Source organism: Komagataeibacter nataicola (assembly GCF_003207795.1).
In the GTDB taxonomy this organism is placed as follows: Bacteria; Pseudomonadota; Alphaproteobacteria; order Acetobacterales; family Acetobacteraceae; genus Komagataeibacter; species Komagataeibacter nataicola.
Window position 1 is genome coordinate 117,838 of record NZ_NIRT01000002.1, and the last position, 22,994, is coordinate 140,831.

16 protein-coding genes are annotated in these 22,994 nt (G+C 66.5%); 12 read left to right on the forward strand and 4 right to left on the reverse strand.

Annotation, left to right across the window (positions count from 1 at the left end):
* Window positions 1-8: 8 nt before the first annotated feature.
* Window positions 9-1,091, reverse strand: a complete 1,083-nt coding sequence (gene hemC, locus CDI09_RS01945) for a hydroxymethylbilane synthase (protein ID WP_078526717.1) — start codon at window positions 1,089-1,091, stop codon at window positions 9-11.
* Between the two features lie 71 nt (window positions 1,092-1,162).
* Here hemC and tsaD point away from each other — a divergent pair, with 71 nt between their 5' ends.
* From tsaD to CDI09_RS01975, 6 genes are all read left to right on the forward strand, one after another.
* A complete protein-coding gene (tsaD, locus tag CDI09_RS01950) occupies window positions 1,163-2,278 on the forward strand; it encodes a tRNA (adenosine(37)-N6)-threonylcarbamoyltransferase complex transferase subunit TsaD (protein WP_078526715.1) in 1,116 nt (371 codons plus the stop codon).
* A 195-nt stretch (window positions 2,279-2,473) separates the two neighbouring features.
* Complete coding sequence (locus CDI09_RS01955) at window positions 2,474-3,445, forward strand: NAD(P)H-dependent glycerol-3-phosphate dehydrogenase (RefSeq protein ID WP_078526713.1); 972 nt, start codon at window positions 2,474-2,476, stop codon at window positions 3,443-3,445.
* 104 nt (window positions 3,446-3,549) lie between these two features.
* Window positions 3,550-4,035 carry a glutathione peroxidase gene (locus CDI09_RS01960; protein WP_078526711.1) on the forward strand — a complete coding sequence of 162 codons (486 nt, stop codon included), beginning with the start codon at window positions 3,550-3,552 and terminating at the stop codon, window positions 4,033-4,035.
* A 25-nt stretch (window positions 4,036-4,060) separates the two neighbouring features.
* The gene (gene murJ / locus CDI09_RS01965; protein WP_078526709.1) at window positions 4,061-5,623 is read left to right on the forward strand and encodes a murein biosynthesis integral membrane protein MurJ; all 1,563 of its coding nucleotides are present in this window, start codon (window positions 4,061-4,063) and stop codon (window positions 5,621-5,623) included.
* Window positions 5,624-5,776: 153 nt separating this feature from the next.
* Complete coding sequence (gene mutS, locus CDI09_RS01970) at window positions 5,777-8,386, forward strand: DNA mismatch repair protein MutS (protein ID WP_078526708.1); 2,610 nt, start codon at window positions 5,777-5,779, stop codon at window positions 8,384-8,386.
* An 85-nt stretch (window positions 8,387-8,471) separates the two neighbouring features.
* A complete protein-coding gene (locus tag CDI09_RS01975) occupies window positions 8,472-11,366 on the forward strand; it encodes a [protein-PII] uridylyltransferase (protein ID WP_078526706.1) in 2,895 nt (964 codons plus the stop codon).
* On the opposite strand, the gene CDI09_RS01980 is transcribed toward CDI09_RS01975, so the two are convergent.
* Window positions 11,337-13,334, reverse strand: a complete 1,998-nt coding sequence (locus tag CDI09_RS01980; protein ID WP_078526704.1) for a tetratricopeptide repeat protein — start codon at window positions 13,332-13,334, stop codon at window positions 11,337-11,339. The two genes, CDI09_RS01975 and CDI09_RS01980, sit on opposite strands and share 30 nt — an antisense overlap.
* A gap of 203 nt (window positions 13,335-13,537) precedes the next feature.
* Here CDI09_RS01980 and CDI09_RS01985 point away from each other — a divergent pair, with 203 nt between their 5' ends.
* From CDI09_RS01985 to CDI09_RS02010, 6 genes are all read left to right on the forward strand, one after another.
* Entirely contained in the window at window positions 13,538-15,058 is a 1,521-nt protein-coding gene (locus CDI09_RS01985) for a carboxypeptidase M32 (RefSeq protein ID WP_078526702.1), read from the forward strand.
* A 199-nt stretch (window positions 15,059-15,257) separates the two neighbouring features.
* A complete protein-coding gene (locus CDI09_RS01990; protein ID WP_078526700.1) occupies window positions 15,258-16,409 on the forward strand; it encodes an L-dopachrome tautomerase-related protein in 1,152 nt (383 codons plus the stop codon).
* Between the two features lie 76 nt (window positions 16,410-16,485).
* The gene (thrC, locus tag CDI09_RS01995) at window positions 16,486-17,886 is read left to right on the forward strand and encodes a threonine synthase (RefSeq protein WP_078526699.1); all 1,401 of its coding nucleotides are present in this window, start codon (window positions 16,486-16,488) and stop codon (window positions 17,884-17,886) included.
* A 73-nt stretch (window positions 17,887-17,959) separates the two neighbouring features.
* Window positions 17,960-19,225 (forward strand): M16 family metallopeptidase, encoded by a 1,266-nt coding sequence (locus tag CDI09_RS02000; RefSeq protein WP_078526697.1) that lies wholly within the window; start codon window positions 17,960-17,962, stop codon window positions 19,223-19,225.
* A complete protein-coding gene (locus tag CDI09_RS02005) occupies window positions 19,222-20,562 on the forward strand; it encodes a TldD/PmbA family protein (RefSeq protein ID WP_078526695.1) in 1,341 nt (446 codons plus the stop codon). Before CDI09_RS02000 ends, CDI09_RS02005 begins: the two co-directional genes overlap by 4 nt.
* Before the next feature lie 154 nt (window positions 20,563-20,716).
* Complete coding sequence (locus CDI09_RS02010; protein ID WP_078526693.1) at window positions 20,717-21,691, forward strand: Tim44 domain-containing protein; 975 nt, start codon at window positions 20,717-20,719, stop codon at window positions 21,689-21,691.
* Between the two features lie 164 nt (window positions 21,692-21,855).
* On the opposite strand, the gene CDI09_RS18030 is transcribed toward CDI09_RS02010, so the two are convergent.
* Both CDI09_RS18030 and cyoE read right to left on the reverse strand, forming a co-directional pair.
* A complete protein-coding gene (locus CDI09_RS18030) occupies window positions 21,856-22,002 on the reverse strand; it encodes a hypothetical protein (protein ID WP_167370218.1) in 147 nt (48 codons plus the stop codon).
* A 36-nt stretch (window positions 22,003-22,038) separates the two neighbouring features.
* Window positions 22,039-22,992, reverse strand: coding sequence for a heme o synthase (gene cyoE, locus CDI09_RS02015; RefSeq protein ID WP_078526691.1), 954 nt, complete (start codon window positions 22,990-22,992; stop codon window positions 22,039-22,041).
* Window positions 22,993-22,994 lie beyond the last annotated feature (2 nt).

Below are 22,994 nucleotides of genomic sequence, written 5' to 3' on the forward strand. Positions count from 1 at the left end.
GTGGCTTGTTATGCGTTTTCGGCAAAAATATCGGCCGGGCTGTCGGCACGCAGGCTGCGGCCAAGGTCACGGCCCAGACGGGCTGCATCGGACGGCGCACCACTGATCGAGCGCTTGAGCAGGAAGGAGCCATCCTCCCGCGCAACAAGCCCGGTCAGGTGCAGTTCCGGCGCGCCACCGGCCACGACCGGGATCAGGCGGGCATAACCGCCGATGGGGGTGCGGCACGAGCCATCAAGCTCGGCGAGCAGCGCGCGCTCGGCGGTGGCCACGGCTCGGGCCTCGTAATCCTCAATGGCGGAAAGCAGTTCGCGCAGTTCCACATCGCTTTCGCGCACGGTAACACCCACAATGCCCTGCCCCGCCGCCGGCACCATGATGGTGGGGTCAAGGATCACGTCGGCGCGGTCTTCCATGCCAAGGCGACGCAGGCCCGCATAGGCCAGCAGCGTGGCATCGCACTGGCGCGCGGCCAGCTTGTCGAGCCGGGTCTGCACATTGCCGCGCAGCAGCCCGAATTTCAGGTCGGGGCGCACATGCAGCATCTGCGCCTGCCGCCGCACCGAGGCACAGCCCACCAGCGCACCCTGCGGCAGCACGGCATAGGGGTCCGCCGGGTCGGGCTCGCCACAGCCGGGGCCGAGGATCAGCACATCACGCGCATCCTCGCGCTTGAGCGTGCAGGCCAGCACCAGCCCGGGCGGCAGCGTGGTTTCAAGATCCTTGAGGCTGTGAACGGCAAAATCGATCCGCCCGTCGAGCAGCGCTTCATGGATTTCCTTGGCGAACAGGCCCTTGCCACCAATTTCCGCCAGCTTGCGGTTGAGCACCTGGTCGCCCGTGGTGCTGATCTGGTGCTCCTGAAACGCGCCCATGTCGCGCAGCACGGGGCAGAAGCGAGTCAGCACCGTGAGGAAGGCGCGCGTCTGCACCAGTGCCAGCGGGGAGGCCCGCGTTCCGACCTTCAGCGGTAGCTGCCGCCGGTGGGGTTCGGTATGGGTAGCTTCCTTTCGCTGGCGTGCAGCAGCCTCGGCCGCGACTTTCTGTAGCGCGGACGATGGAAACGGGGCGGATGGCTTTGCGGACTCCATATCGCGTGTCTATTACCGCATCGCGATAAAGGAAAGATGACAATCGACACATCCGGATTGTAAATTACGCCATGCACGCAAGCGACCAGACACCACCCGATCTGCCAACTCCCGTTATGGCCATTGAATCTTCGTGCGATGACACCGCCTGCGCCATCGTGGCGACAGACGGCCGGATCGTGGCAGAAACGACATTAACGCAATCCGGCCATGTGCCATTTGGCGGGGTCGTGCCCGAAATTGCCGCCCGCGCCCACCTTGCCGCCCTGCCCGCGCTGGTGCGCGACACGCTGACCAAAGCGAACATGCAGCCCCACGAACTCGGCGCCATAGCCGCAAGCTGCGGGCCGGGGCTGATTGGCGGCCTGATCGTGGGCGCCGACATGGGCAAGGGCATGGCCATTGCGCTTGATAAGCCCTTCATCGCCGTCAACCACATCGAGGCCCACGCGCTGACCGCCCGCCTGCCCGGTGTTGCCGAAAATGGCGCGCCGTTCCCCTATCTGCTCCTTCTGGTGTCGGGCGGGCACTGCCAGTGCATCGCGGTGGAAGGCGTGGGTCACTACCGCAGGCTCGGCGGCACGATTGATGACGCGGCGGGCGAGGCGTTTGACAAGGTGGCCAAGATGCTTGGCCTTGGCTGGCCGGGCGGCCCTGCGGTAGAGGCACTGGCGCGTGAGGGCGACCCGCGCGCGGTGTCCCTGCCCCGCCCGCTGATGGGTCGGCCGGGCTGCGATTTTTCCTTCTCGGGCCTGAAAACCGCCGTGGCGCAGAAGCTGCCTGCGGAAGTGCGCACCGCCCTGCCCCGGCAGGAAGCCGCCGATATTGCCGCAAGCTTCCAGCAGGCGGTGAGTGATATCGTGATCGACCGCCTTGGTCATGCGCTGGACATGATGGAGCGCCCCACAACCCTGGTGGTGGCGGGCGGAGTTGCGGCCAATGGCGTGCTGCGGGCCAGCCTGCGCGACTTTGCGGCCCGCCATGACCTGCCCTTCGCCGCCCCGCCGCTGCGGCTGTGCACCGATAACGCGGTAATGGTGGCGTGGGCCGCGATCGAGACCATGCGTGCGCGCCGTGAGGCGGGGCTGCCCATCCCCAACGACATCGCCCTGCGCCCCCGCCCGCGCTGGCCGCTTGCGGAGATGGCGCAGCGCATGACGGCACCACCACTTGAAACAACGCCCTGAAAGATAAAAGTTTTTGGTGAAGCTTTTTCTCAAAAAGCTTCGAAAGACGCCGCCTTTTTGAAAAAAGGCGGCACCCAAAAACTTTTATCACATGCGCTCCTCTTCCCCTTGCCCAGCAACCCCACACAGCACATTGCGGTTAGGTCAATGACAGAATGCCGGCTCACGGCACACACCTGCGGAGAACGCACATAAATGACCCACACCAAACGCATCGCCGTAATCGGCGCGGGCGCCTGGGGCACGGCGCTGGCCCTGCAGGCGGCCCGCGCGGGCGCGCATGTCACGCTATGGGCGCGTAATCCTGCCGCCCTCTCGGCAGGCCGGGTCATGCCGCGCCTGCCCGGTTTTGCCCTGCCCGAAACCATTACCGTAACCGATACCCTCCCCCGTCAGGCCGAGCTGATGCTGCTGGCCTGCCCCATGCAGCACCTGCGCGCGGTCGCCAGCACGCTGCCCCCCTGCGCGCCCATGATCGCGTGCTGCAAGGGCATCGAGCAGGCCAGTGGCCTCATGCCGTTGCAGGTGCTGGGCGAAGTATTTCCCCATAGCGTGCTGGGCGTGCTGTCCGGCCCCAATTTCGCGCATGAGGTGGCGGCTGGCCTGCCCGCCGCCGCCGTGCTGGCCAGCAGTGAACGCGCGCAGGCCCGCAGGCTGGCCGACCTGCTGACCACGCCCGCCTTCCGCCTCTATGCCAGCGATGACCCGACCGGCGTGCAGCTTGGCGGTGCCGCCAAGAACGTGGTGGCCATTGCGGCAGGGGCCACCATGGGCGCGAAACTGGGCGAGAACGCGCGCGCGGGCCTGATTACCCGCGCCATTGCCGAACTCGCCCGCCTGTCGCACGCGCTGGGCGGAAAGGTGGAAACGCTGTCCGGCCTTGCGGGGATTGGCGACCTGCTGCTCACCTGCACGGGGGCAGCCTCACGCAATTACCGGCTGGGGCTGGCCCTGGGCCAGGGCACGCCCGCGCAGGCGGCGGCGGCGGCACTTGAGGGCGTGGCCGAAGGCATGGCCACCGCACCCGCCCTGCACCGTCTGGCGCAGGCGCACGGGGTCAGCACGCCCGTCATCGCCACGGTAGCCAGCCTGCTGGCGGGCGAGATTGACATGGCGCAGGCCGCAGGCGCGCTTCTGGCCCGGCCCGTGGGGCATGAATTCGCCTGACCGGCGTGCTGGCTACATTGCACATTTGCAAACAGGTAACTTGACCCCCGCCGTGCTAGCCTGCAATCGGATCATTCCGGCGCGCATACGAGACCGAGCATTCCATGACCACGATCTACGATTTTAAACTCCCTACCCTGGACGGTTCCGAGATCGACCTTGGCACCCTGCGGGGCAAGCCGATCCTGATTGCCAATACCGCCTCGAAATGCGGGTTCACCCCGCAATATGAAGGGCTGCAGAGCCTGTGGACCACATGGCGCAGCCATGACCTGATGGTCATTGGCGTGCCCTCGGGGGATTTTGGCAACCAGGAACTCGCCACCCCCACCGAGATCGGCACTTTCTGCCAGCGCAACTACAATGTGACCTTTCCGCTCACGGTCAAAAGCCACGTGAAGGGGCAGCAGGCGATTCCGCTGTTCCGCTGGCTGGCGCGCGAGGGAGGATTCCTGTCGCTGCCGCGCTGGAATTTCTACAAATACCTGATCGGGCGCGACGGCAGCCTGGCCAACTGGTTCACCTGCGTCACCTCACCCGAATCGCGCCGCGTGCGCATGGCGGTCGAACGCGCCGTGATGGATCACTGATGGATACCATGCCGCGCCCCAAAGCATGCTGAAGGGCTTCCTGACCGTAAGCGGCTGGACCATGATCAGCCGCGTGCTCGGGCTGGTGCGCGACCAGTTGCTGGCCGCCCTCCTGGGCACGGGGGCGGCGCAGGATGCGTATCAGATCGCGTTCCGCCTGCCCAACATGTTCCGCCGCCTGTTTGGCGAGGGCGCGCTGAACGCCGCCTTCGTGCCGCTGTTTGCCTCGCTGCTCGAGCGCGAGGGCAAGGAGACCGCCCGCCAGTTCGCCAGCGAGACCATGAGCGTGCTGCTGTCATGGCTTTTGCTGCTGACCGTGCTGGGCGAGATCTTCATGCCCGGCGTGCTGCGCGTCATCGCGCCCGGCTTCGCGCATGGGGATGTGCGCGATTCGCTGGCCATCTCGCTCAGCCGCATCACATTCCCTTACCTGCTCATGATCTGCGGGGCGGCACTCGTTTCGGGCGTGCTCAACGGCATGCACAGATTTGGCGTGGCGGCGGCCGCCTATGTCAGCTTCAACGTGGTGGGCATTGCCGCCATAGTGCTGCTGCCCCCCTTTACTGGCGACGTAGCCCATGCCGCAGCCTGGGGAGTGAGCGCCTCGGGCGTGGTTCAGTTCGGCATCCTGCTCTATGCGGCCGCCCGGGCGGGCATGCGCCTGCGGCTGGTCATGCCGTGCCTTACGCCGCGCATCCGCACGCTGCTCGCCCGCATGGGCGTGGGGCTGGTGGGCAGCGGCATTACCCAGATCAACTTTCTGGTTGATACCATCATCGCCACCCTGCTGCCCGCGGGCAGCGTGTCGCTCATGTATTTTGCCGACCGGGTGAACCAGCTGCCCCTGGGCGTGCTGGGGGCTGCGGCAGGCACCACGCTGCTGCCCGTGCTCACCCGCCACCTCGCCGCCGATGACGTGGCGGGGGCCCATGGCGTGCAGAACCGCGCCATCTCCTATGCCCTGATCCTGACCCTGCCCGCCGCCGCCGGCCTGCTGGTGCTGGCGGCCCCGGTTATGATGGCGCTGTTCGGCCACGGGCATTTCACCGCGCATGACGCGGTACTGGCCGCGCAGTCGCTGCGCGCCTATGCGCTGGGGCTGCCCGCCTTCGTGCTGGTCAAGGTGCTCTCGCCCGGCTTCTTCGCGCGCGGGGATACACGCACCCCGGTGCTGGTGGGCATGGGCACGCTGGCGCTCAACTTCATTCTCAACATCAGCTTCATGCACTGGCTGGCCCATGTCGGCCCGCCACTGGCCAGCAGCCTGGCCGCCATGGTCAATGCGGGGGTGCTGGCCGTGCTCCTGCTGCGGCGCGGCGCACTGGTGCCTGACCCCGGCCTGCTGCGCCAGCTTGCGGGCATGGTGGGCTGCGCCGCGCTGATGGCGGGCAGTGTCGCCCTGCTGGGCTACACGCCGCTGGGCAACGCCATGACGGCAGGCCCGGTCATGCGGATTGTGGATGTGGGCGTGCTGATCGGGCTTGGCGTAAGCCTTTACCTCGCAGCCCTGCACGTGCTGGGGGTGACCGACCTGCGGTTGGCGCTTGGCGCGGTAAAAAGACGGCTTGGACGCAGGCGGCAGGGCTAGAAGCATTTTCAAAACAGTGACTAAAAGTTTTTGGGCGCCGCCTTTTTGAAAAACGCTTCATCAAAAAACTTCCTTCTGATTGCCTGACGTTCCGGCGGCTCTCTTTTCAAATCCATGCTGGCGAATCCCCTACCCCGCCGCTAGACAGCAGACATGACATTTCCATCTCCCGAAGGCGCCACACCCGCCATGGCGCAGTGGTTTGCGCTCAAAGCCGAACACCCTGACGCCCTGCTGTTCTTCCGGATGGGAGATTTCTACGAACTCTTCTTCAACGATGCCGAAGCAGCAGCCTCCGCCCTTGATATTTCGCTCACCGCGCGCGGCACGCATGGGGGCCAGCCCATTGCCATGTGCGGGGTGCCGGTGCATGCGGCGCAGGCCTATCTGGCGCGGCTGATCCGCCGGGGCTTCCGCGTTTCGGTCGCCGAGCAGACCGAGCAGCCCCGCAAGGGGCGACCGGCCTCAAAGGGGCCACTGCGGCGCGAGGTCGTACGCCTGATCACGCCGGGCACGCTGACGGAAGATGAACTGCTTGAAGCCGGGCGGCAGAACCTGCTGGCCTGCATCATCTGCCCCACCGGGCGCGAAGCGGGCAACCCCGGCCTTGCATGGATCGATATTTCCACCGGCCTGTTCGAGACCGCAAGCGTGCCCGCGCGCGACCTGCACGACCTGCTCGGCCGCCTCGACCCCGCCGAGATCCTGTGCGCGGACAACGTGGAGTTAGGCGACTTCGCCCCCCGTCGCACCCCCATCGTGCCCCCGCCGGGAGCCGAGGCGGCCCGCACCCGCATGGCCGAGGCCTTTGGCGTGGCCAGCCCCGATGCGTTCGGCACCTTCAGCGATACGGAGGCGCAGGCCGCCGCCGCAGCGCTGGACTATATCCGCCGCAGCCAGGCAGGCCAGCTGCCGCGCCTGTCGCACCCCCGCCCCAGCGACAGCCAGGACGTGCTTGGTCTTGACCCCGCCACCCGCGCCAGCCTCGACCTGCTGCGCACGCGTGATGGCACGACCGAGCACACCCTGTTTGCCGCCGTATCAAACACCGTTACCGCAGCTGGCAGCCGCATGCTGGCCGACTGGATCGCAGCCCCCCTGACCGACCCCGCGCGCATTGCCCGCAGGCAGGCCGGGTGGGTCTGGCTGCTCGACAGGCCGGGCGTGCGCGATGACCTGCGCACCCACCTGCGCACCGCCCCCGACATGGCCCGCGCGCTCGGCCGCCTGTCGCTCGGGCGCGGGCAGCCGCGTGATGCCGGGGCCATCCGGCTGGCGCTGCGCGTTGCGCGCGAGATCAGGCAGATCCTGAACCAGCAGGCGGAACTGCCGCCATTGCTGGCGCTGGCTGGCGGCCACCTTGATCGTGCGCACGAGCTTCAGGCCCTGCTTGAGCGCGCGCTGAGCGAAAACCCGCCCGCACGCATGGATGAAGGCGGCACCATTGCCACAGGTTATGATGAGGAACTCGACGCCCAGCGCGAACTGCGCGATGGCAGCAGGCGCATCATCGCAGCACTCCAGAAGGAATATGCCGAGGAATTTGGCATCTCCAACCTCAAGATCCGCCACCACGCCCAGCTTGGCTACGTGATCGAGGTACCAGCCGCACAAGCCCCCCGCCTGCGCGGGCGTGAAGACCTGATCATGCGGCAGGGCACGGCAAGTTCCAGCCGGTTCGCCACCGAGCGGCTCGCCAGCCTCGACCAGCAGATCGCGCAGGCCGCCGAGAACGCCGCCCTGCGCGAGCGCCACCTGTTTACGCAGGTCGTGGGCCATATCCTTGATGAAACCGCCCTGCCGGACATGGCCGCAGCCCTCGCGGTGATCGATATCGTGCAGTCCTGCGCGGTGCTGGCGGGCGGGGGCGCATGGTGCTGCCCGGTGGTGGGCGATGATACATCCTTCATCATCCGCGCGGGCCGCCACCCGGTGGTCGAGGCCGCCCTGCCGCGCAACACCCGCTTCACCCCCAATGACTGCGACCTCGAGCCCGACCACCGCATCATGCTGCTGACAGGCCCGAACATGGCGGGCAAGTCCACCTTCCTGCGGCAGGCGGCCCTTGCGGTCATCCTGGCGCAGGCAGGACTGCCGGTGGCGGCGGCCAGCATGCGCCTTGGCGTGGTTGACCGGCTGTTCTCACGCGTGGGTGCGGCCGATGACCTCGCGCGCGGGCGCTCGACCTTCATGGTGGAGATGACCGAGACGGCGGCCATCCTCAACCAGGCCGGCCCGCGCTCCCTGGTGGTGGTAGACGAGATCGGGCGCGGCACCTCCACGCTCGACGGGCTGGCCATTGCCTGGGCGGTACTGGAAACGCTGCATTCCACGCTGCGCTGCCGCGCGATATTCGCAACCCATTTCCATGAACTGGCGGAACTCGCCAACACCATGCCCCGCCTCACCCCCCACACCATGAGCGTGCGGGAATGGAAGGGGCAGGTCATCTTCCAGCATGAAGTCGTGCCCGGCTCGGCGCGGCGCAGCTGGGGCGTGCATGTGGCGCGCCTTGCGGGCGTGCCCGAGCCCGTGGTGCGCCGCGCGGGCCGCCTTCTGGGCATGCTGGAAAAGGAACGCGGCCGACAGGCTCCGCCGCTGCCCCTGTTCGAGCAGCAGGCCGGAGTGGTGGAAATCGAGCCCGTGCCGCCCGCCGTGCCACCCGCAGCCCTTGATATGCTCGAAGCACTTGACCCCGATGCGCTTAGCCCGCGCACGGCGCTGGAAATGTTATATAAACTCAAAAAACTGCTGAAACCCTGATACGGCTCTGGACCTGACCCCACCAAGGGCGGCACACTCCCGGACTGGATCACTTTCGCCACTTACAGGACGCCATCCGCCCACGATGTCGAACGCTGCCCCCCTTCCCGCCTCCTCCGTCGAGGCGATGACCGATGCCCTCCATGCCGCCCTGTTCCCCACAGGGGAGCAGGACGGCACGCGCGCCCTGCCACCGCGTGAGGAGGCGATCAGGCTGTTCCGCCGCCACCTGTCGCGCTACCAGGCGCATGTGCGCGAGGAATTCGAGCATCACCGCCTTGGCGGCGCCGAAGCGGGCAAGCTGCTCGCGGCCTATACCGATGGCATGATCCGCGTGCTCGGCGCCTATGCCATGGCGCAGACCGGCATCGATTCGCAGCATGAGGCCCCGTTCGCCATCGCGGCCACCGGCGGCTACGGGCGCGGGCTGCTCGCCCCGTTCAGCGATATCGACCTGCTGTTCCTCACCCCCGATGCGCAGGGCGAGGACATGCGCGCCTGCGTGGAATACATCCTGTACTTCCTGTGGGATCTCGGGCTGAAGGTGGGCCACGCCACGCGCACCATCAACGAGTGCATTGCCGAGGCGGAAGCCGACACCACGGTGCGCACCACCCTGCTTGATGCGCGGATCCTGACCGGCAGCGAATCGCTGTTCTCCATGTTCCAGGCCCGTTACATCGTGGCCTGCGTCAAATCCGGCGCCGACCGCTTCATTACCGACAAGCGCCGCGAGCGCGCCGCCCGCCACCAGCGCTTTGGCGACAGCCCCTACCTTGTCGAACCCAACGTGAAGGAAGGCCGCGGCGGCCTGCGCGACCTGCAGACGCTGTACTGGATGTGCCGCTACACCTTCGGCACACGCCATGTGTCAGACCTGCTGGCGCCCGGCTTCAGCGAGCTTGGCCTGCTGACCGAGCCCGAAGCCAAGCGCGCCCGCCGCGCGTGGGACTTTCTGTGGCGGGTACGCTTTCACCTGCATTACGTGTCCGGCCGGGCGGAAGAGCGCCTGACATTTGACGTGCAGCCCGTGGTGGGCGGGCGCATGGGCTACACCCGCCACGGGCGGCAGGTGGGGGTGGAGCGCTTCATGCGCCACTACTTCCTGACCGTGCGCGAGGTCATGCGCCTCACACTGGTGCTCGAGCCCGCCGTGCTGCGCCAGGCGCTCGGCCCCGTGGCCAACGCGCCCGAGGCCGACAGCCAGATGCGTGATGCGGGCTTTACCGTAATCGATGGCCGCATCCTGCCCCAGCGCGGCACGTCGTTCGAGAATGAACCCATCCAGATGATGCGCCTGCTGGACTGGGCCAACAAGCGCAAGCTGCCGATTCACCCCATGGCCATGCACCAGCTCATCCGCTGGGAGCGCAAGGCCGCCAGCCTGCGTGGCGACCCCGAGACCGCGCGCATCTTCCTCGACCTGATGTGTGGCGCGCCACCCGAGCGCCCGCAGCGCGCCCCGCGTGCGGAAGAAGAAAAGCCCGATGCCATACCAAGCTTCCACCTGATGGATGAGGGGCGGCGCAAGGGCAACGCCTACTGGCTGCACATCCTCAACGAGACCGGGCTGATGGGCCGCCTGCTGCCCGACTGGTCGCGCGTGGTGGGGCAGATGCAGTTCGACACCTACCATGTGTTCACGGTGGACGAGCACATCATCGACGCGCTGCGCATCCTTGGCCGGGTCGAGCATGGCCACATGGCCGACGAGATTCCCATAGCCTACGACCTTGCGCGCAACCTGCATTCACGCCGGGCGCTGTACGTGGCGGTGATGCTGCATGACATCGCCAAGGGGCGCGGAGGTGACCATTCGGAAATCGGCTCGCAGATCGCGCTGTATGTCTGCCCCGAACTGGGCATGGACAGCGAGGAGACGGAAACCGTGTCGTGGCTGGTGCTGCACCACCTGCTGCTCAGCCACACCGCCTTCCAGCGCGATATCGACGACCCCAAGACCATCCTTGACCTGGCCGACATCATCCAGTCCCCCGAGCGGCTGCGGCTGCTGCTGCTGCTGACCATCGTGGACATGCGCGCGGTCGGCCCGCGTGTGTGGAACGCCTGGAAGGCGACGCTGCTCAACGAACTGTATATGCGCGTGGCCGAAGTGCTCGAGGGCAGCCTCGCCACCACCGAGCGCGACGTGCGCGTAGAACGCGCCAAGGCCGCCACCGCCGCGTGGCTGGTGGAAGACGGCATGAACGAGGCCGACGTGCAGCACTTCATGGGGCTGGGCTATGGCAGTTACTGGCTGTCCTTCGACCACGACACCCACGCCCGCCATGCCCTGCTGATTGGCGAATCCGAGCGACTCCACTCCCCTCTTACGGTCGAGACCCAGCCCCTGCCCGCGCGCGGCGTGACCGAGGTGACCATCTACGCTGCCGACCATCCCGGCCTGTTCTCGCGCATTGCGGGGGCGGTGGCCATTGCCGGGGCCTCGATCGTGGATGCGCGCATTCACACCATGACCAACGGCATGGCGCTCGACACGCTGTGGATTCAGGATGCAGGCGGTGCGGCCTTTGAGGAACCGCAGCAGCTCGCCCGCCTGTCGCTGCTGATCGAGCAGGCGCTGACCGGGCAGATCAACATCAACCGCGAGATTGCGCAGTGTGGCCGCAGGGTGGCGGGGCGGCGCATGCGGGCGATCCACGTGCCGCCGCGCGTGGTGATCGACAATCGCGCGTCGAACACCTGCACGGTCGTCGAGATCAACGGACGCGACCGCCCCGGCCTGCTGCATGACGTGACTGCGGCGCTGAGCGAGCAGAAACTCCAGATCGCCTCCGCCCACATCACCACCTATGGCGTGCGGGCGGTGGACGTGTTTTACGTCAAGGACCTGTTCGGGCTGAAAATTACCGACAAGGGGCGCCTCGACCGCCTGCGCGCGGCCCTGCTGTCGGGCCTGCAGGAAGCGGAAGCCGCGGCCCAGCGCCGTTCATCCGAACTCGAATCCATCACTATCTGAGCCCCCGCCCTGCGCGACCCACGCGCGCAGGGCGGGCACAAGACCAGCAATAACAGGCTGCCATGCGGGGCCGGGCGATTGCAGGACTGGCTGGCGCAGCACGCGCACGCAGTCATACCACTGGCTGAGCGGAGCCCCCGCGGCTGCACCAGAAACGGACACGGGCGGGCAGATGCCCTCCGCCTGGCCGGCTTCAGCCGCGTCAAATGCCGCTGACCACCGCCAGTCCCCCCCAAAACGGCTGAGCAGCCAGACCGGGCAGCCCATGGCCCCTGCCAGATGGGCTGCCAGCGTATCCACGCTGATGACCAGATCCAGCGTGGCGACAAGGCGGGATGTTTCAAGCAGGTCCGCATCAGCCGCCAGTTCATGCCGCATGAACGCCGGGTCCGTACCGGGATTGCGACCGGGACGCAGCGAAATGAATGTCACTCCCTCCACCTGCGCCAGCGGGGCCAGCGCTTCAGCCGCAACCGAGCGCCGCGCATCAAAACGATAGGCGGCATTGCCCGCATGGCACAGCCCAACGCGCAACGGACCCGCACGCTTTCGCCGGGGCTGCCACGCCGCCTGTCCCAGATAGGGCCGGAACGGGGCCACTGCACGCACGCCAAGCAGGCCAGGCAGGCTGAACAGGTCGCACTGGCAGGCTACACCCCGATATTCATTTTTATCGGGGGTGATAATTTCAATGCGGCAGAGTTCACTTTCATCCGCCGCCTGCCCCAGCGTTGCCGCCAGGCGGCGCAGGGCGGGCAGCACCTCCAGCACCACCGGCACGCGCATGGCCGCAAGCAGCACATAGCGCAGGAAATGCACCGCATCGCCCAGCCCCTGCCCCATCGTGACCAGCAGCCTGCGCCCATAAGGCAGCACCTGACCCTGCCAGCGCGGCAGGCGGTGCGCGGCAGGGTGCTGTGGCATGAAACCGAGGCGGGATTCCCACAACGCCCAGCCCTGCGCCAGATGCCCCTGCGCCAGCGTTGCCACGCCCATATTGAACCGCGCCCGCGCCAGCGTGGCCGGATCGGGCGCGGGACTGCGGGCAAGCAAAGCCTCATAGGCCGCGCGGGCCTGCGCATGCTGGCCGGACTCGAACAGGGTGGTGGCATGGTTGAGGGCAATGCGGGCATCACCCGGCTGTGCGCGGCAGGCATCGGCCAGCACGGCCTGCGCCTGCGCCATTTCTCCAAGCGCCATCAGGGTCAGGCCGAGATTGTTTGCGGTTCCGGGTGCGGGGTCATGGCGCAGGGCCGCGCGGAGCATGGTGGCAGCCGGGCGCAGGCGGCCCGTGGCGAACAGGAGCGCGCCAAGCGTGGAACGCGCCTGCCCGTCGCGCCCGTCACGGGCCAGTCGTTGGCGCAGAATGGTTTCAGCCTCGGCCCTGTGGTCGCGGGCCAGCAGCATGCCCACCAGTTCATGCGCAGCGATGCCATCATGAGGGGCGCTGGCCGCCACATGGCGCATCTGTGCCAGCGCTACCTCACCCCGCCCGCGCCGCCACCAGAAGCGCGCCTGCGCCACCCGCGCGGGCACCCCGCCCAACGCCACGCCGCGCGCATGGGCGGCCTCGGCCGCCGCGATATCTCCTGTGCGCTCCATGATCTCGGCCAGCGCCAGCACGATCGCGCCATCATCGGGGCTGTGCAGGCAGGCGGCCCGGATCGCAGCACGCGCGGCATCACCGTGCCCACAGGCCAGCAGCGCACGCGCCAGCACCTCATGATACTGCCCCAGATGCGGATGCCCCGGCGCGGCCAGACACCGCGCGCGCCCGGCAAGGCTTATGGCGCGATCCGCCTGGCCAAGGGCCAGCGCAATACAGGCCAGGCCATGCAGGGCGTCAGGATCATCGGGCCAGAACCCCCGCATGGTGGCAAAACAGGTGCGCGCGCCCGCCATGTCGCCCGCCCGCAGCGCCGCCTGCCCCCGTGCGAGCAGGCCTGCCCGACCCGTAATCGCGTTCATGGCACGCACCTCTCCTTATGCATGGCACAACTGGGCTGCATACAGCGTGGGTGGTTAAGGAATGGTTTGCAGGCAATGCCCAGTGTCCGGGCAGCGTCTTTTTTGAATAAAATGGCGTTCTTCGATGCGTTTTGAAAAAAGCTTCACCAAAAACTTTCTTATGATTTACAGACAATGTGCATGATTTTTACGCAGGAGCGCGCATGAACATCCCGTCCCGCCCGACCGGCCAGCAGGCCTATGACATCCTGCGCCAGCGTTTTGCCCGCATGGGACAGATCCGCAACGCGCTCGGCATTCTGGGGTGGGACAAGGACACCATGATGCCCGCAGGCGCTGCCGACAGCCGCGCCGAGAGCATCGCCGCCCTTGCCGTGCTCTCGCACGAACTCATGACCGCGCCCGACATGCCCGACCTGCTCGCCCGCGCCCATGCCCCCGATGAGGCCATGGCCACCGCCAACCTGACCGAGATGCGCCGCCAGCACGCCCATGCCGCCGCCGTGCCCGGTGAACTGGTGGAAGCCACATCCCGCGCGGCCTCGCGCTGCGAGATGGCATGGCGCACCGCACGGCAGGATAGCGATTTCGCCGGACTGCTGCCGCACCTGCAAACGGTGCTCGACTGCACGCGCGCGGTGGCGGTCGCCAAGGCCGAAGCCCTCAACCTTTCCCCCTATGACGCACTGCTTGACCAGTATGACCCCGGCACGCGGCAGGCGGATATCGACCCCGTGTTTGCCGAACTGGCCAGTGAACTGCCCGACCTGATCGCAACCGCGCTGGACCACCAGAAAAACCTGCCTGCCCCCATCGCCCTCACCGGCCCCTTTGCCGTGCCCGCGCAGGAAAAACTGGGCCGCGAAACCATGGCCGCCCTGGGCTTTGACATGCAGCGCGGGCGGCTTGATGTCAGCGTGCATCCGTTTTGCGGCGGGGCGGAGGATGACGTGCGCATCACCACCCGTTACGAGCACGATGACTGCATCAACGCGCTGATGGGCATCGTGCATGAAACCGGCCATGCGCTGTATGAGCAGGGCCTGCCGAAAGCATGGCGCGCCCAGCCCGTGGGCGAGGCCCGGGGCATGAGCCTGCATGAAAGCCAGTCCCTGCTGATGGAAATGCAGGTGGCGCGCGGCCGCCCCTTCATGGAGTGGATGGCCCCGCGCCTGCGCGCAGCCTTTGCTGGCAGCCCGGGTGATGCGGCATGGAGCACGGATAACCTGCACCGCCTGGTCACCCGCGTGCGGCCAGGCTTCATCCGCGTAGATGCCGATGAGGTCACCTATCCCGCCCACATCCTCGTGCGTTACGAGATGGAAACCGCGCTGATCGCGGGCAAAATGAAACTGGCCGACCTGCCCGAAGCCTTCAATGCCCGCATCCATGACCTGCTGGGCCTGAAAGTGCCCGAGGACCGTCTGGGCTGCCTGCAGGATATTCACTGGCCATCGGGCTCGTGGGGGTATTTCCCGACCTATACGCTGGGCGCGATCATTGCTGCGCAGTTGCGCGAGGCCGCCGAGCGCGACACCCCCGCCATCATGCCTGCCATTGCAAATGGCGATTTCACGCCCCTGCTCGACTGGCTGCGCCCGCGCATCCATGCCCGTGCCAGCGGGGCGAGCACAAAGGAGATCGTGCGCGACGCAACCGGGGCCGTGCCCAATACCGGGCCTTACCTGCGCCACCTGCGGCAGCGTTACTGCGCGCAGGTCTGAAACCTGCGCATTCATGAAAATTTTCGGGGGCCGCCTTTTCTCAAAAAGGCGGTGTCTTCCGAAGCTTTTTGAAAAAAGCTTCACCAAAAAACTTTTGTGGTTTTTATCGGCCAGCCTCAAGGGCACGGTTATCGGTCGGGGCGGGCATGCCGCATCATACCCTTGCCATTCGCCCCCGTTCGTGACGAGATAAGGCGCGATGCACGCCATGATCCCTACAGCCTTCCGCCGCCTGCGCCATGCGGGCTTTCTCCTTGCCTGCGGCACCAGCCTGCTGGCCATGCCGCCCGCTGCCCATGCCGCCAAGCCCGCGCCGCCGCTCAACCCGCCCGCAGTGCTTGAGGATGTCGCCTCATCCTCCACCAGCGCATGGGACCGCGTGGTAGTGCTGCCCGATGGCAGGCTGCTCGTCGAACTGCCGCGCTGGGCGGGCAATAGCGGGCCGGGGCTTGCCGTGCTCGATGCCAGCGGCAACCCGCAACCCTATCCTGACGCCACATGGAACGACCCCGCTGCCCCGGCCTCGTCGCGCCTCGTGGCGCCAGCCGACATGCAGCTCCAGCCCGATGGCACGCTATGGGTGCTCGATAGCGGCCAGCCCGACCCTGCGGGCAAACCGCTCGAGGGCGGGCCCAAGATCGTGAAACTCGACACAAAAAGCCAGCGCGTGCTCCAGACCTGGCCGCTCAACCCCGACATGCTGCGCACGGGCAGCTACGCCGCCACCATGCGCGTGGCGCGTGGCCATGCCTTTGTGGGCGATGCCGGCATTCCGGCCATGATCGTGGTCAGGCTCGACACCAACATCCAGCGCCGCCTGATGGAGCACACGCCAGCACTCACCGCCCACCAGCCCATAACGGTGGAGGGCAAGGTGGCGACCAACCCCGCAGGCCACACCGCCATTGTCAATATCAGCCAGATGGATGTCAGCGCCGATGGGCAGTGGCTGTATTTCGAGCCGCTCTGTGGTCCGGTCTACAAGCTCGACACCGACCTGCTCGTGGACCCCGACGTCACCCCTATCGAACTCGAGGAAGGGCCGACGCTGTGGTACAAAACGCCCCCGCTCGGCGGCATTACCGTGGGGCCGGATGGCACGCTGTATTTCAATGACGTATCCACCGGCAGCATCTTCCGCCTGATGCCTGATCGCGTGTACCAGAAAATCGTGACCGACCCGCGCCTGCACTGGCCCGCGGGCTCGTTTGCCACAAAGGACGGCCAGCTTTACGTGCCCGCCGCCCAGCTTGACCGCACGGCTCCGCTCAATGGGGGCGCCAACGCCATACAGTGGCCGGTCCATATCTACCGCATCAATATCGGCACCCTGCCCCCGCCGAAATTCTGACACACCCCACCCGGAATCGCCCGCGCGGGGTCCGCGCCCCCTTCGCGCGGGGGGCGGTTGGGATTATGATGGCGCAATGCGCTATATTTCTACCCGGGGGCAAGCCCCCGTCCGCGATTTTTCGTCCGTTCTGCTGGCGGGGCTGGCAGAGGACGGTGGCCTGTACCTGCCGGAAAGCTGGCCCGAGCTTTCGGTGGATGACTGGCGCGCCCTGCGTGGCCTGCCCTATCCGGAGCTTGCGGCCCGGATCATAGCCCCCTTCGCCGAAGGCTCGATTACGCACGATGTGCTGCTCAGGCTGTGCCGCGAGGCCTACAGCCGATTCGATCACCCCGCCATCGTGCCGCTGACTCAGGTGGAAGACGGGCTGTTCGTGCAGGAACTGTTCCACGGGCCTACGCTGGCCTTCAAGGACATGGCCATGCAGCTGCTTGGCCGCCTGTTCGACCACGTGCTGACCGAGCGCGACCAGAAGGTAACCATTGTGGGCGCAACATCGGGTGATACCGGCTCGGCGGCCATCGAGGCATGCCGGGGCCGCGAGCGCCTGCGCGTGGTGATCCTGCACCCCGAGGGCCGCACATCGGAAGTGCAGCGCCGGCAGATGACCACCGTGCTGGAACCCAACGTGACCAACCTTGCGGTCAAAGGCACGTTTGATGACTGTCAGGACCTGGTCAAGGCGATGTTCGCCGACCTGCCCTTCCGCACGGACATGAACCTCTCCGCCGTCAACTCCATCAACTGGGCGCGCATTGCAGCCCAGGTGCCCTATTACGTCTATTCCGCCCTGGCCCTTGGCGCACCCGACCGCGAGGTGTCATTCGCCGTGCCCACCGGCAATTTCGGCAACGTGCTCGCCGCCTGGGTGGCCCGCCGCATGGGGCTGCCCATCCGCGCGCTGTGCGTTGGCTCCAACCGCAACGACATCCTGAGCCGCTTCCTCAACGAGAACGACATGAGCATCCACGGCGTGGTGCCCAGCCTGTCGCCCTCGATGGATATCCAGGTCTCGTCCAACTTCGAGCGCCTGCTGTTCGAACTGCTTGACCGCGATGCGGAAGCCTGCGCGCGCATCATGACCGATTTCCGCAAGACCGGCGTAATGAAGGTTTCCAACTCCGTGTGGGACCGCGCCAATGCCCTGTTCCACGGCATGGCGCTTGATGATGACGCGACGGCCGCCGAAATCCGCACGCTCAACACCCGCAGCCACTACCTGGCCGATCCGCACACCGCCATCGGCATTGCAGCGGGCCGCGCCTTCCGCGAGCCCGGCATTCCCATGGTGGCCATGTCCACGGCGCACCCGGCCAAGTTCCCCGATGCGATGGCGCGGGCGACCGGCATCCGCCCGGCCCTGCCGGACACGCTTGCCGACCTGTATGACCGGCCCGAGCGCTACACCGTGGTGCCTGCTGATCTGGGCGTGATCGAGGACAAGGTGCGCGCCGCCGTGCTGACCAACGCGCCCTGAGCCTTTCCCCCATCCATCTTACGTAAACAAGGGGTTGCTGGCGCTCAGGCGCCATGCCGCCCGCAGGACCAGCATGACCGACCTGATCAATGTGACCCGACTGGACTCCGGCCTGACCATCGTGACCGAACGGATGGACAGGGTGGAAACCATTTCGCTCGGGGCGTATGTCGCCGCGGGCACCTGTAACGAGAGTGCGGCAGAAAACGGGGTTTCCCATTTTCTCGAGCACATGGCCTTCAAGGGCACGGGCACCCGGACCGCCGTGGGCATTGCGGAGGAAATCGAGAACGTGGGCGGCCACATCAACGCCTACACCGCGCGCGAGCATACGGCCTATTACGTCAAGCTGCTCAAGGAAAACCTTGATCTGGGTGCCGACATCATCGGCGATATCCTGACCCATAGCAGCCTCGCACCCGATGAACTCGAGCGTGAGCGCGGCGTGATCCTGCAGGAGATCGGCCAGGCCAACGACACGCCGGATGACATCGTGTTCGACCATTTTCAGGAAACCGCCTTCCCCGACCAGCCGATGGGCCGCCCCACGCTGGGCAAGGAAGCGGGCATCCAGTCCATGGCGCGCGAAACGCTGGTCAACTACATGGGCACCCACTACCGGGCGGGCAACACCATCGTGGCGGCGGCGGGCAACCTCGAGCATGGCCGCGTGGTGGATCTGGTGCAAAAGCACTTTGCCGACCTGCCCACCGGCACCGTGCCGCCGCAGCCGGGCGTGAATTATGTGGGCGGCGCGTTCGTGCAGGAGCGTGAACTCGACCAGGCGCATATCGTGCTTGGCTTTCCCTCCATGCCGTATGGCGACCCTGATTATTACCCCGCCCTGCTGCTCTCCACGCTGCTCGGCGGTGGCATGTCCTCGCGCCTGTTCCAGGAAATCCGTGAAAAGCGCGGTCTGGTCTATTCGGTCTATTCCTTCAACGCGCCGTTCCGCCAGGGCGGCCTGTTCGGCATCTATGCCGGCACGGGCGAGGCGCAGGTGGCCGATCTGGTTCCGGTCACGCTGGAGGAACTGCGCAAGGTGCGCCACACGGTCAACGCTGGCGAGCTTGCGCGGGCACGCGCGCAGCTCAAATCCTCGCTGCTCATGTCGCTCGAAAGCACGGGCAGCCGCTGCGAGCAGCTGGCCCGCCAGTTGCAGGTGTTCGGCCGCCTGATCCCGACGAGCGAGACCGTGGGCAAGATCGACGCGGTCACCATTGAAGACGTGCAACGTGTCGCCACCCGCATCTTCAGCGGCAGGCCCACCCTGGCCTCGCTCGGGCCGGTCAGTCACCTGCCTTCGCTCGACAGCATTACGGGAGCGCTCGCGGCATGAGTGCCAATCCCCTTGACCTGATCGCAGCCCTCATCGCCCGCGCCCGCGCGGCAGGGGCCGATGCGGCGGATGCCATATACGTCAACCGCGTGGCCCACGGCGTGCAGGTGCGCAATGGCTGCACGGAAGACCTTGAACGCTCGGAGACCTGTGACCTCGGGCTGCGGGTGTTCGTGGGCCAGCGCGCGGCCATCGTCTCGGCCACAGCACTCGATCCCGAACGCTTCGACACGCTGGCCGCCCGCGCGGTGGCCATGGCCCGCGTGGTGCCCGAGGACCGTTTTGCCGGGCTGTGCGAACAGGCGCAGCACGGTTTTGTCGATGCGGCGGGCCTTGACCTGTTCGACCCCGCCACCCCCACCACCACCGACCTCATGGCCCGTGCCCGCACGGCGGAGGAAGCAGCCCTTGCGGTGGGCGGCGTATCGAACAGCAACGGGGCCTCGGCCAGTTTTGGCCTGTCTGACATCATCCTCATGACATCGGCCGGTTTCTCGGGCCGCTACGCCCGCACCAGCCATTCGGTCTCGGCCAGCGTGGTGGCGGGTTCAGGCACGCAGATGCAGCGTGATTACGACTACCACGCCACCGTGTACCTGTCCGACCTTGAGGATGCTGGCCTGATCGGCCGCCGCGCGGGCGAGCGCACGGTCGCCCGCCTCAATCCGGTGCGCCCGCGCACGGGGCGGCTGCCCATCGTGCTCGACCCGCGGGTTTCCACCTCGCTGCTCGGGCACCTGTCAGGCGCGATCAATGGCATTTCGATCGCGCGCGGCACCTCCTTCCTCAAGGAGAAGATGGGCCAGCAGATCATGCCTGCGGGCATCACCATCATTGATGACCCGAGGCGGGTGCGTGGCCCCGGCGCGCGCCCGTTTGATGGCGAGGGCATGCTGACCGCCACCCGCACGCTGGTGGAAAATGGCGTGCTGAAAACCTGGGCGCTTGATTCACGCTCCGCCCGCCAGCTTGGCCTTACCCCCAATGGCTGCGCCAGCCGGGGCACATCCGGCCCGCCCGCGCCCTCGCTGGGCAACATGTACATGCAGCCCGGCACGCTCACGCCCACCGAACTGATGGCCGATATTACGGAGGGCATCTACATCACCGAGATGATGGGCTCGGCCATCAACGGCATTACCGGCGACTACAGCCGCGGTGCGGCAGGCTTCATGATCCGCGACGGCGTGCTGGCCGAGCCGGTGGCCGAGCTGACCGTGGCGGGCAACCTCAATGACATGTTCGCCCGCCTTGTGCCCGCAAACGACCTGATCTTCCGCCAGTCCACCAACGCGCCGACCATCCGCATTGATGACATGGTGATCGCCGGGGCGTAATCGTTGCCTTTCCGTGATTTCATGTTTCTGTAAGCCCGTTGCCCCTGTTATGGGGGCGCGGGCTTACTTATATCTGGGTAAAGGCGGCCCGATCTCATGCAGGCTGCATGGATAATGATGGTTCCCATACAGGATTGCAGATACCCTGACCCAGATGAAACAGAATTTCTCGCGCCTGATGCCGCGTAAAAGCATCATCCTCGCCGCTGGCGCAGCCCTGAGCATGCTCTCCCTCGTGGCGCATCCCGACGTGGCCGATGCCCGCGCGGGTGGCGGCATGTCGATGGGGAGTCGTGGCTCGCGCACCTACAGCGCCCCTGCCCCCTCACAGACCGCCCCGTTTGGCGCAACGCCTTTCCAGCGCACCATGACACCACGCCAGCAGGCGCCCGCCTATGGCGCGCGGGCACCGTTTGGCGCTGGTGCGGGCATGGCCATGGCGCGGCCCCGCCACCCGTTCATGAGCGGGTTCATGGGGGGGCTGATCGGTGCCGGGCTGTTTGGCATGATGTTTGGCCATGGCATGTTCAACTCGGGCATGGGCGGCGGCGGCTTCCTTGGCCTGCTGATCCAGCTGGCGCTGGTCTTCTTTCTGGTGCGGTGGGCAATCCGCCGTTTTAGCAACAGGGGTGGTGGCACTGCTGGCGGGCCCGTCGCAAGCCCCTTTGGCGCAGCCGGGTCCGCCGGTCCGCAACAGGGTGGCCCGCAGAATACCGGCGTAGCCATCACGTCTGCGGACTACCAGGCCTTCCAGCAGGCGCTGATCAACATCCAGACCGCCTGGAGCCAGCAGAACGTGGACGCCATGCGCCACATGGCCACGCCGGAGATGGTGTCCTACTTCAACAACCAGCTCACCGAGCTTGCCAGCCGGGGGGCACGCAACGTGGTGTCCGACCTGCGCTTCGAGCGGGGCGACCTGGTGGAAAGCTGGCGTGAAAACGGGGCCGACTACGCCACCGTGGCCATGCAGTATTCCATGATCGACATCACCACCGACATGACCGGCCGCGTGATCGAGGGCGATCCTTCAAACCGCACGACCGTGACTGAGCTGTGGACCTTCGTGCGCGCGGCCGGACTTGGCACATGGCTGCTCTCGGCCATTCAGCAGACACCGCGCCGCTGACGCCAGCCCAACTGGAAAAGGCCTGCATCCTATGATGCAGGCCTTTTTTTATGTTCCGTGCTGCGCCATCGGTTGCGCAGGCAATCGGGCTTTAAGGCAAGAGCCTCTGGCATCCTCTTTTCTCAAGCAGGCAGCATTCCCCTGAAGCTTTTGCACTGTTTTCTTTATAAGGGGGCGAGGCTGAGCGCGTAGAGAATGGCCGCCAGCGCCGAAAGCGTAACGGCCACGGCCTTGATACGCCCCTTGTGCCGACGCAGCGCCTCCTGCGCTTCCTGCTGCGGGGTCGCCTGTGCGGTTACTGCTGGCTCCATGAGCCTGATCCTCCCGTATGGATGAAAACGGCCCGCTTAGTGGGCAATGAAGGCGTGGTCAGCCAGCAGGCCAAGGAACAGGAAAAACAGATAGGCCAGCGAATAGCGGAAAGAGCGGCGTGCCGGGCCATCGCCCGTCAGGCTGACCCCGTTGGCATCCTGTTTGTCGCGCAGCACGCCTATGGCGCACAGGATGAACCCCGCGCCGAGCACGCTGGCCACGACCGTGTACAGCCAGCCTGCAAGATGCATGAAAGATGGCACCAGCGAGATGGCGGTCAGAATGATGGTGTACCACAGGATCTGCCAGCGCGTGTGTCGAGCGCCCCTGACCACGGGCAGCATGGGAATGCCTGCCCGCCCGTAATCCTTGCACGCATAAAGCGACAGCGACCAGAAATGCGGCGGCGTCCACAAAAAGATGATGCCGAACATGACGACCGGCATGATGGCTATCGACCCCGTGGCCGCCGCCCAGCCGATCATGGGCGGAAAGGCGCCCGCAGCCCCCCCGATCACGATGTTCTGCGGTGTCGAGCGCTTGAGCCACATCGTGTAGATCACGGCATAGAAGAAGATGGAAAACGCAAGGATGCCCGCCGCCAGCGCATTGGTGGCCAGCCACAGCAGGATGACCGAGGCCACCGAAAGGCCAATGCCGTAGCCCAGTGCCGCATCCGGCGCGATCCGCCCATCGGGGATGGGGCGGGTGACGGTGCGCTTCATCACCGCGTCGATGTCGCGGTCATACCACATGTTGATGGCGCCCGCCGCACCCGAGGCCATGCAGACGCACAGGATGCTGACAGCGGCAACCAGCGGATTGATCGGCCCTGGCGCCATGGCCAGGCCGGCCGCACCGGTAAACACCACCAGCGAGATGACGCGCGGCTTGAGCAGCAGCAGCCAGTCACGCGCCAGCGTGCCGACCCGGCTGGAATCATAGGCAAGGGCGGCCTCGCTGGCCGGGTTGGTTACGGTGCCGCTCATGG

Excerpts from the sequence above, each read along its gene's own strand:
- murJ (WP_078526709.1), top strand. The coding sequence starts at position 4,061 with ATGCTGAAGGGCTTCCTGACCGTAAGCGGCTGGACCATGATCAGCCGC.
- CDI09_RS01980 (WP_078526704.1), bottom strand. The coding sequence starts at position 13,334 with ATGAACGCGATTACGGGTCGGGCAGGCCTGCTCGCACGGGGGCAGGCG.
- mutS (WP_078526708.1), top strand. The coding sequence starts at position 5,777 with ATGACATTTCCATCTCCCGAAGGCGCCACACCCGCCATGGCGCAGTGG.
- CDI09_RS01990 (WP_078526700.1), top strand. The coding sequence starts at position 15,258 with ATGCACGCCATGATCCCTACAGCCTTCCGCCGCCTGCGCCATGCGGGC.
- CDI09_RS02005 (WP_078526695.1), top strand. The coding sequence starts at position 19,222 with ATGAGTGCCAATCCCCTTGACCTGATCGCAGCCCTCATCGCCCGCGCC.
- CDI09_RS01955 (WP_078526713.1), top strand. The coding sequence starts at position 2,474 with ATGACCCACACCAAACGCATCGCCGTAATCGGCGCGGGCGCCTGGGGC.
- cyoE (WP_078526691.1), bottom strand. The coding sequence starts at position 22,992 with ATGAGCGGCACCGTAACCAACCCGGCCAGCGAGGCCGCCCTTGCCTAT.
- thrC (WP_078526699.1), top strand. The coding sequence starts at position 16,486 with ATGCGCTATATTTCTACCCGGGGGCAAGCCCCCGTCCGCGATTTTTCG.
- CDI09_RS02000 (WP_078526697.1), top strand. The coding sequence starts at position 17,960 with ATGACCGACCTGATCAATGTGACCCGACTGGACTCCGGCCTGACCATC.
- CDI09_RS02010 (WP_078526693.1), top strand. The coding sequence starts at position 20,717 with ATGAAACAGAATTTCTCGCGCCTGATGCCGCGTAAAAGCATCATCCTC.
- tsaD (WP_078526715.1), top strand. The coding sequence starts at position 1,163 with ATGCACGCAAGCGACCAGACACCACCCGATCTGCCAACTCCCGTTATG.
- CDI09_RS01960 (WP_078526711.1), top strand. The coding sequence starts at position 3,550 with ATGACCACGATCTACGATTTTAAACTCCCTACCCTGGACGGTTCCGAG.
- CDI09_RS01975 (WP_078526706.1), top strand. The coding sequence starts at position 8,472 with ATGTCGAACGCTGCCCCCCTTCCCGCCTCCTCCGTCGAGGCGATGACC.
- hemC (WP_078526717.1), bottom strand. The coding sequence starts at position 1,091 with ATGGAGTCCGCAAAGCCATCCGCCCCGTTTCCATCGTCCGCGCTACAG.
- CDI09_RS01985 (WP_078526702.1), top strand. The coding sequence starts at position 13,538 with ATGAACATCCCGTCCCGCCCGACCGGCCAGCAGGCCTATGACATCCTG.
- CDI09_RS18030 (WP_167370218.1), bottom strand. The coding sequence starts at position 22,002 with ATGGAGCCAGCAGTAACCGCACAGGCGACCCCGCAGCAGGAAGCGCAG.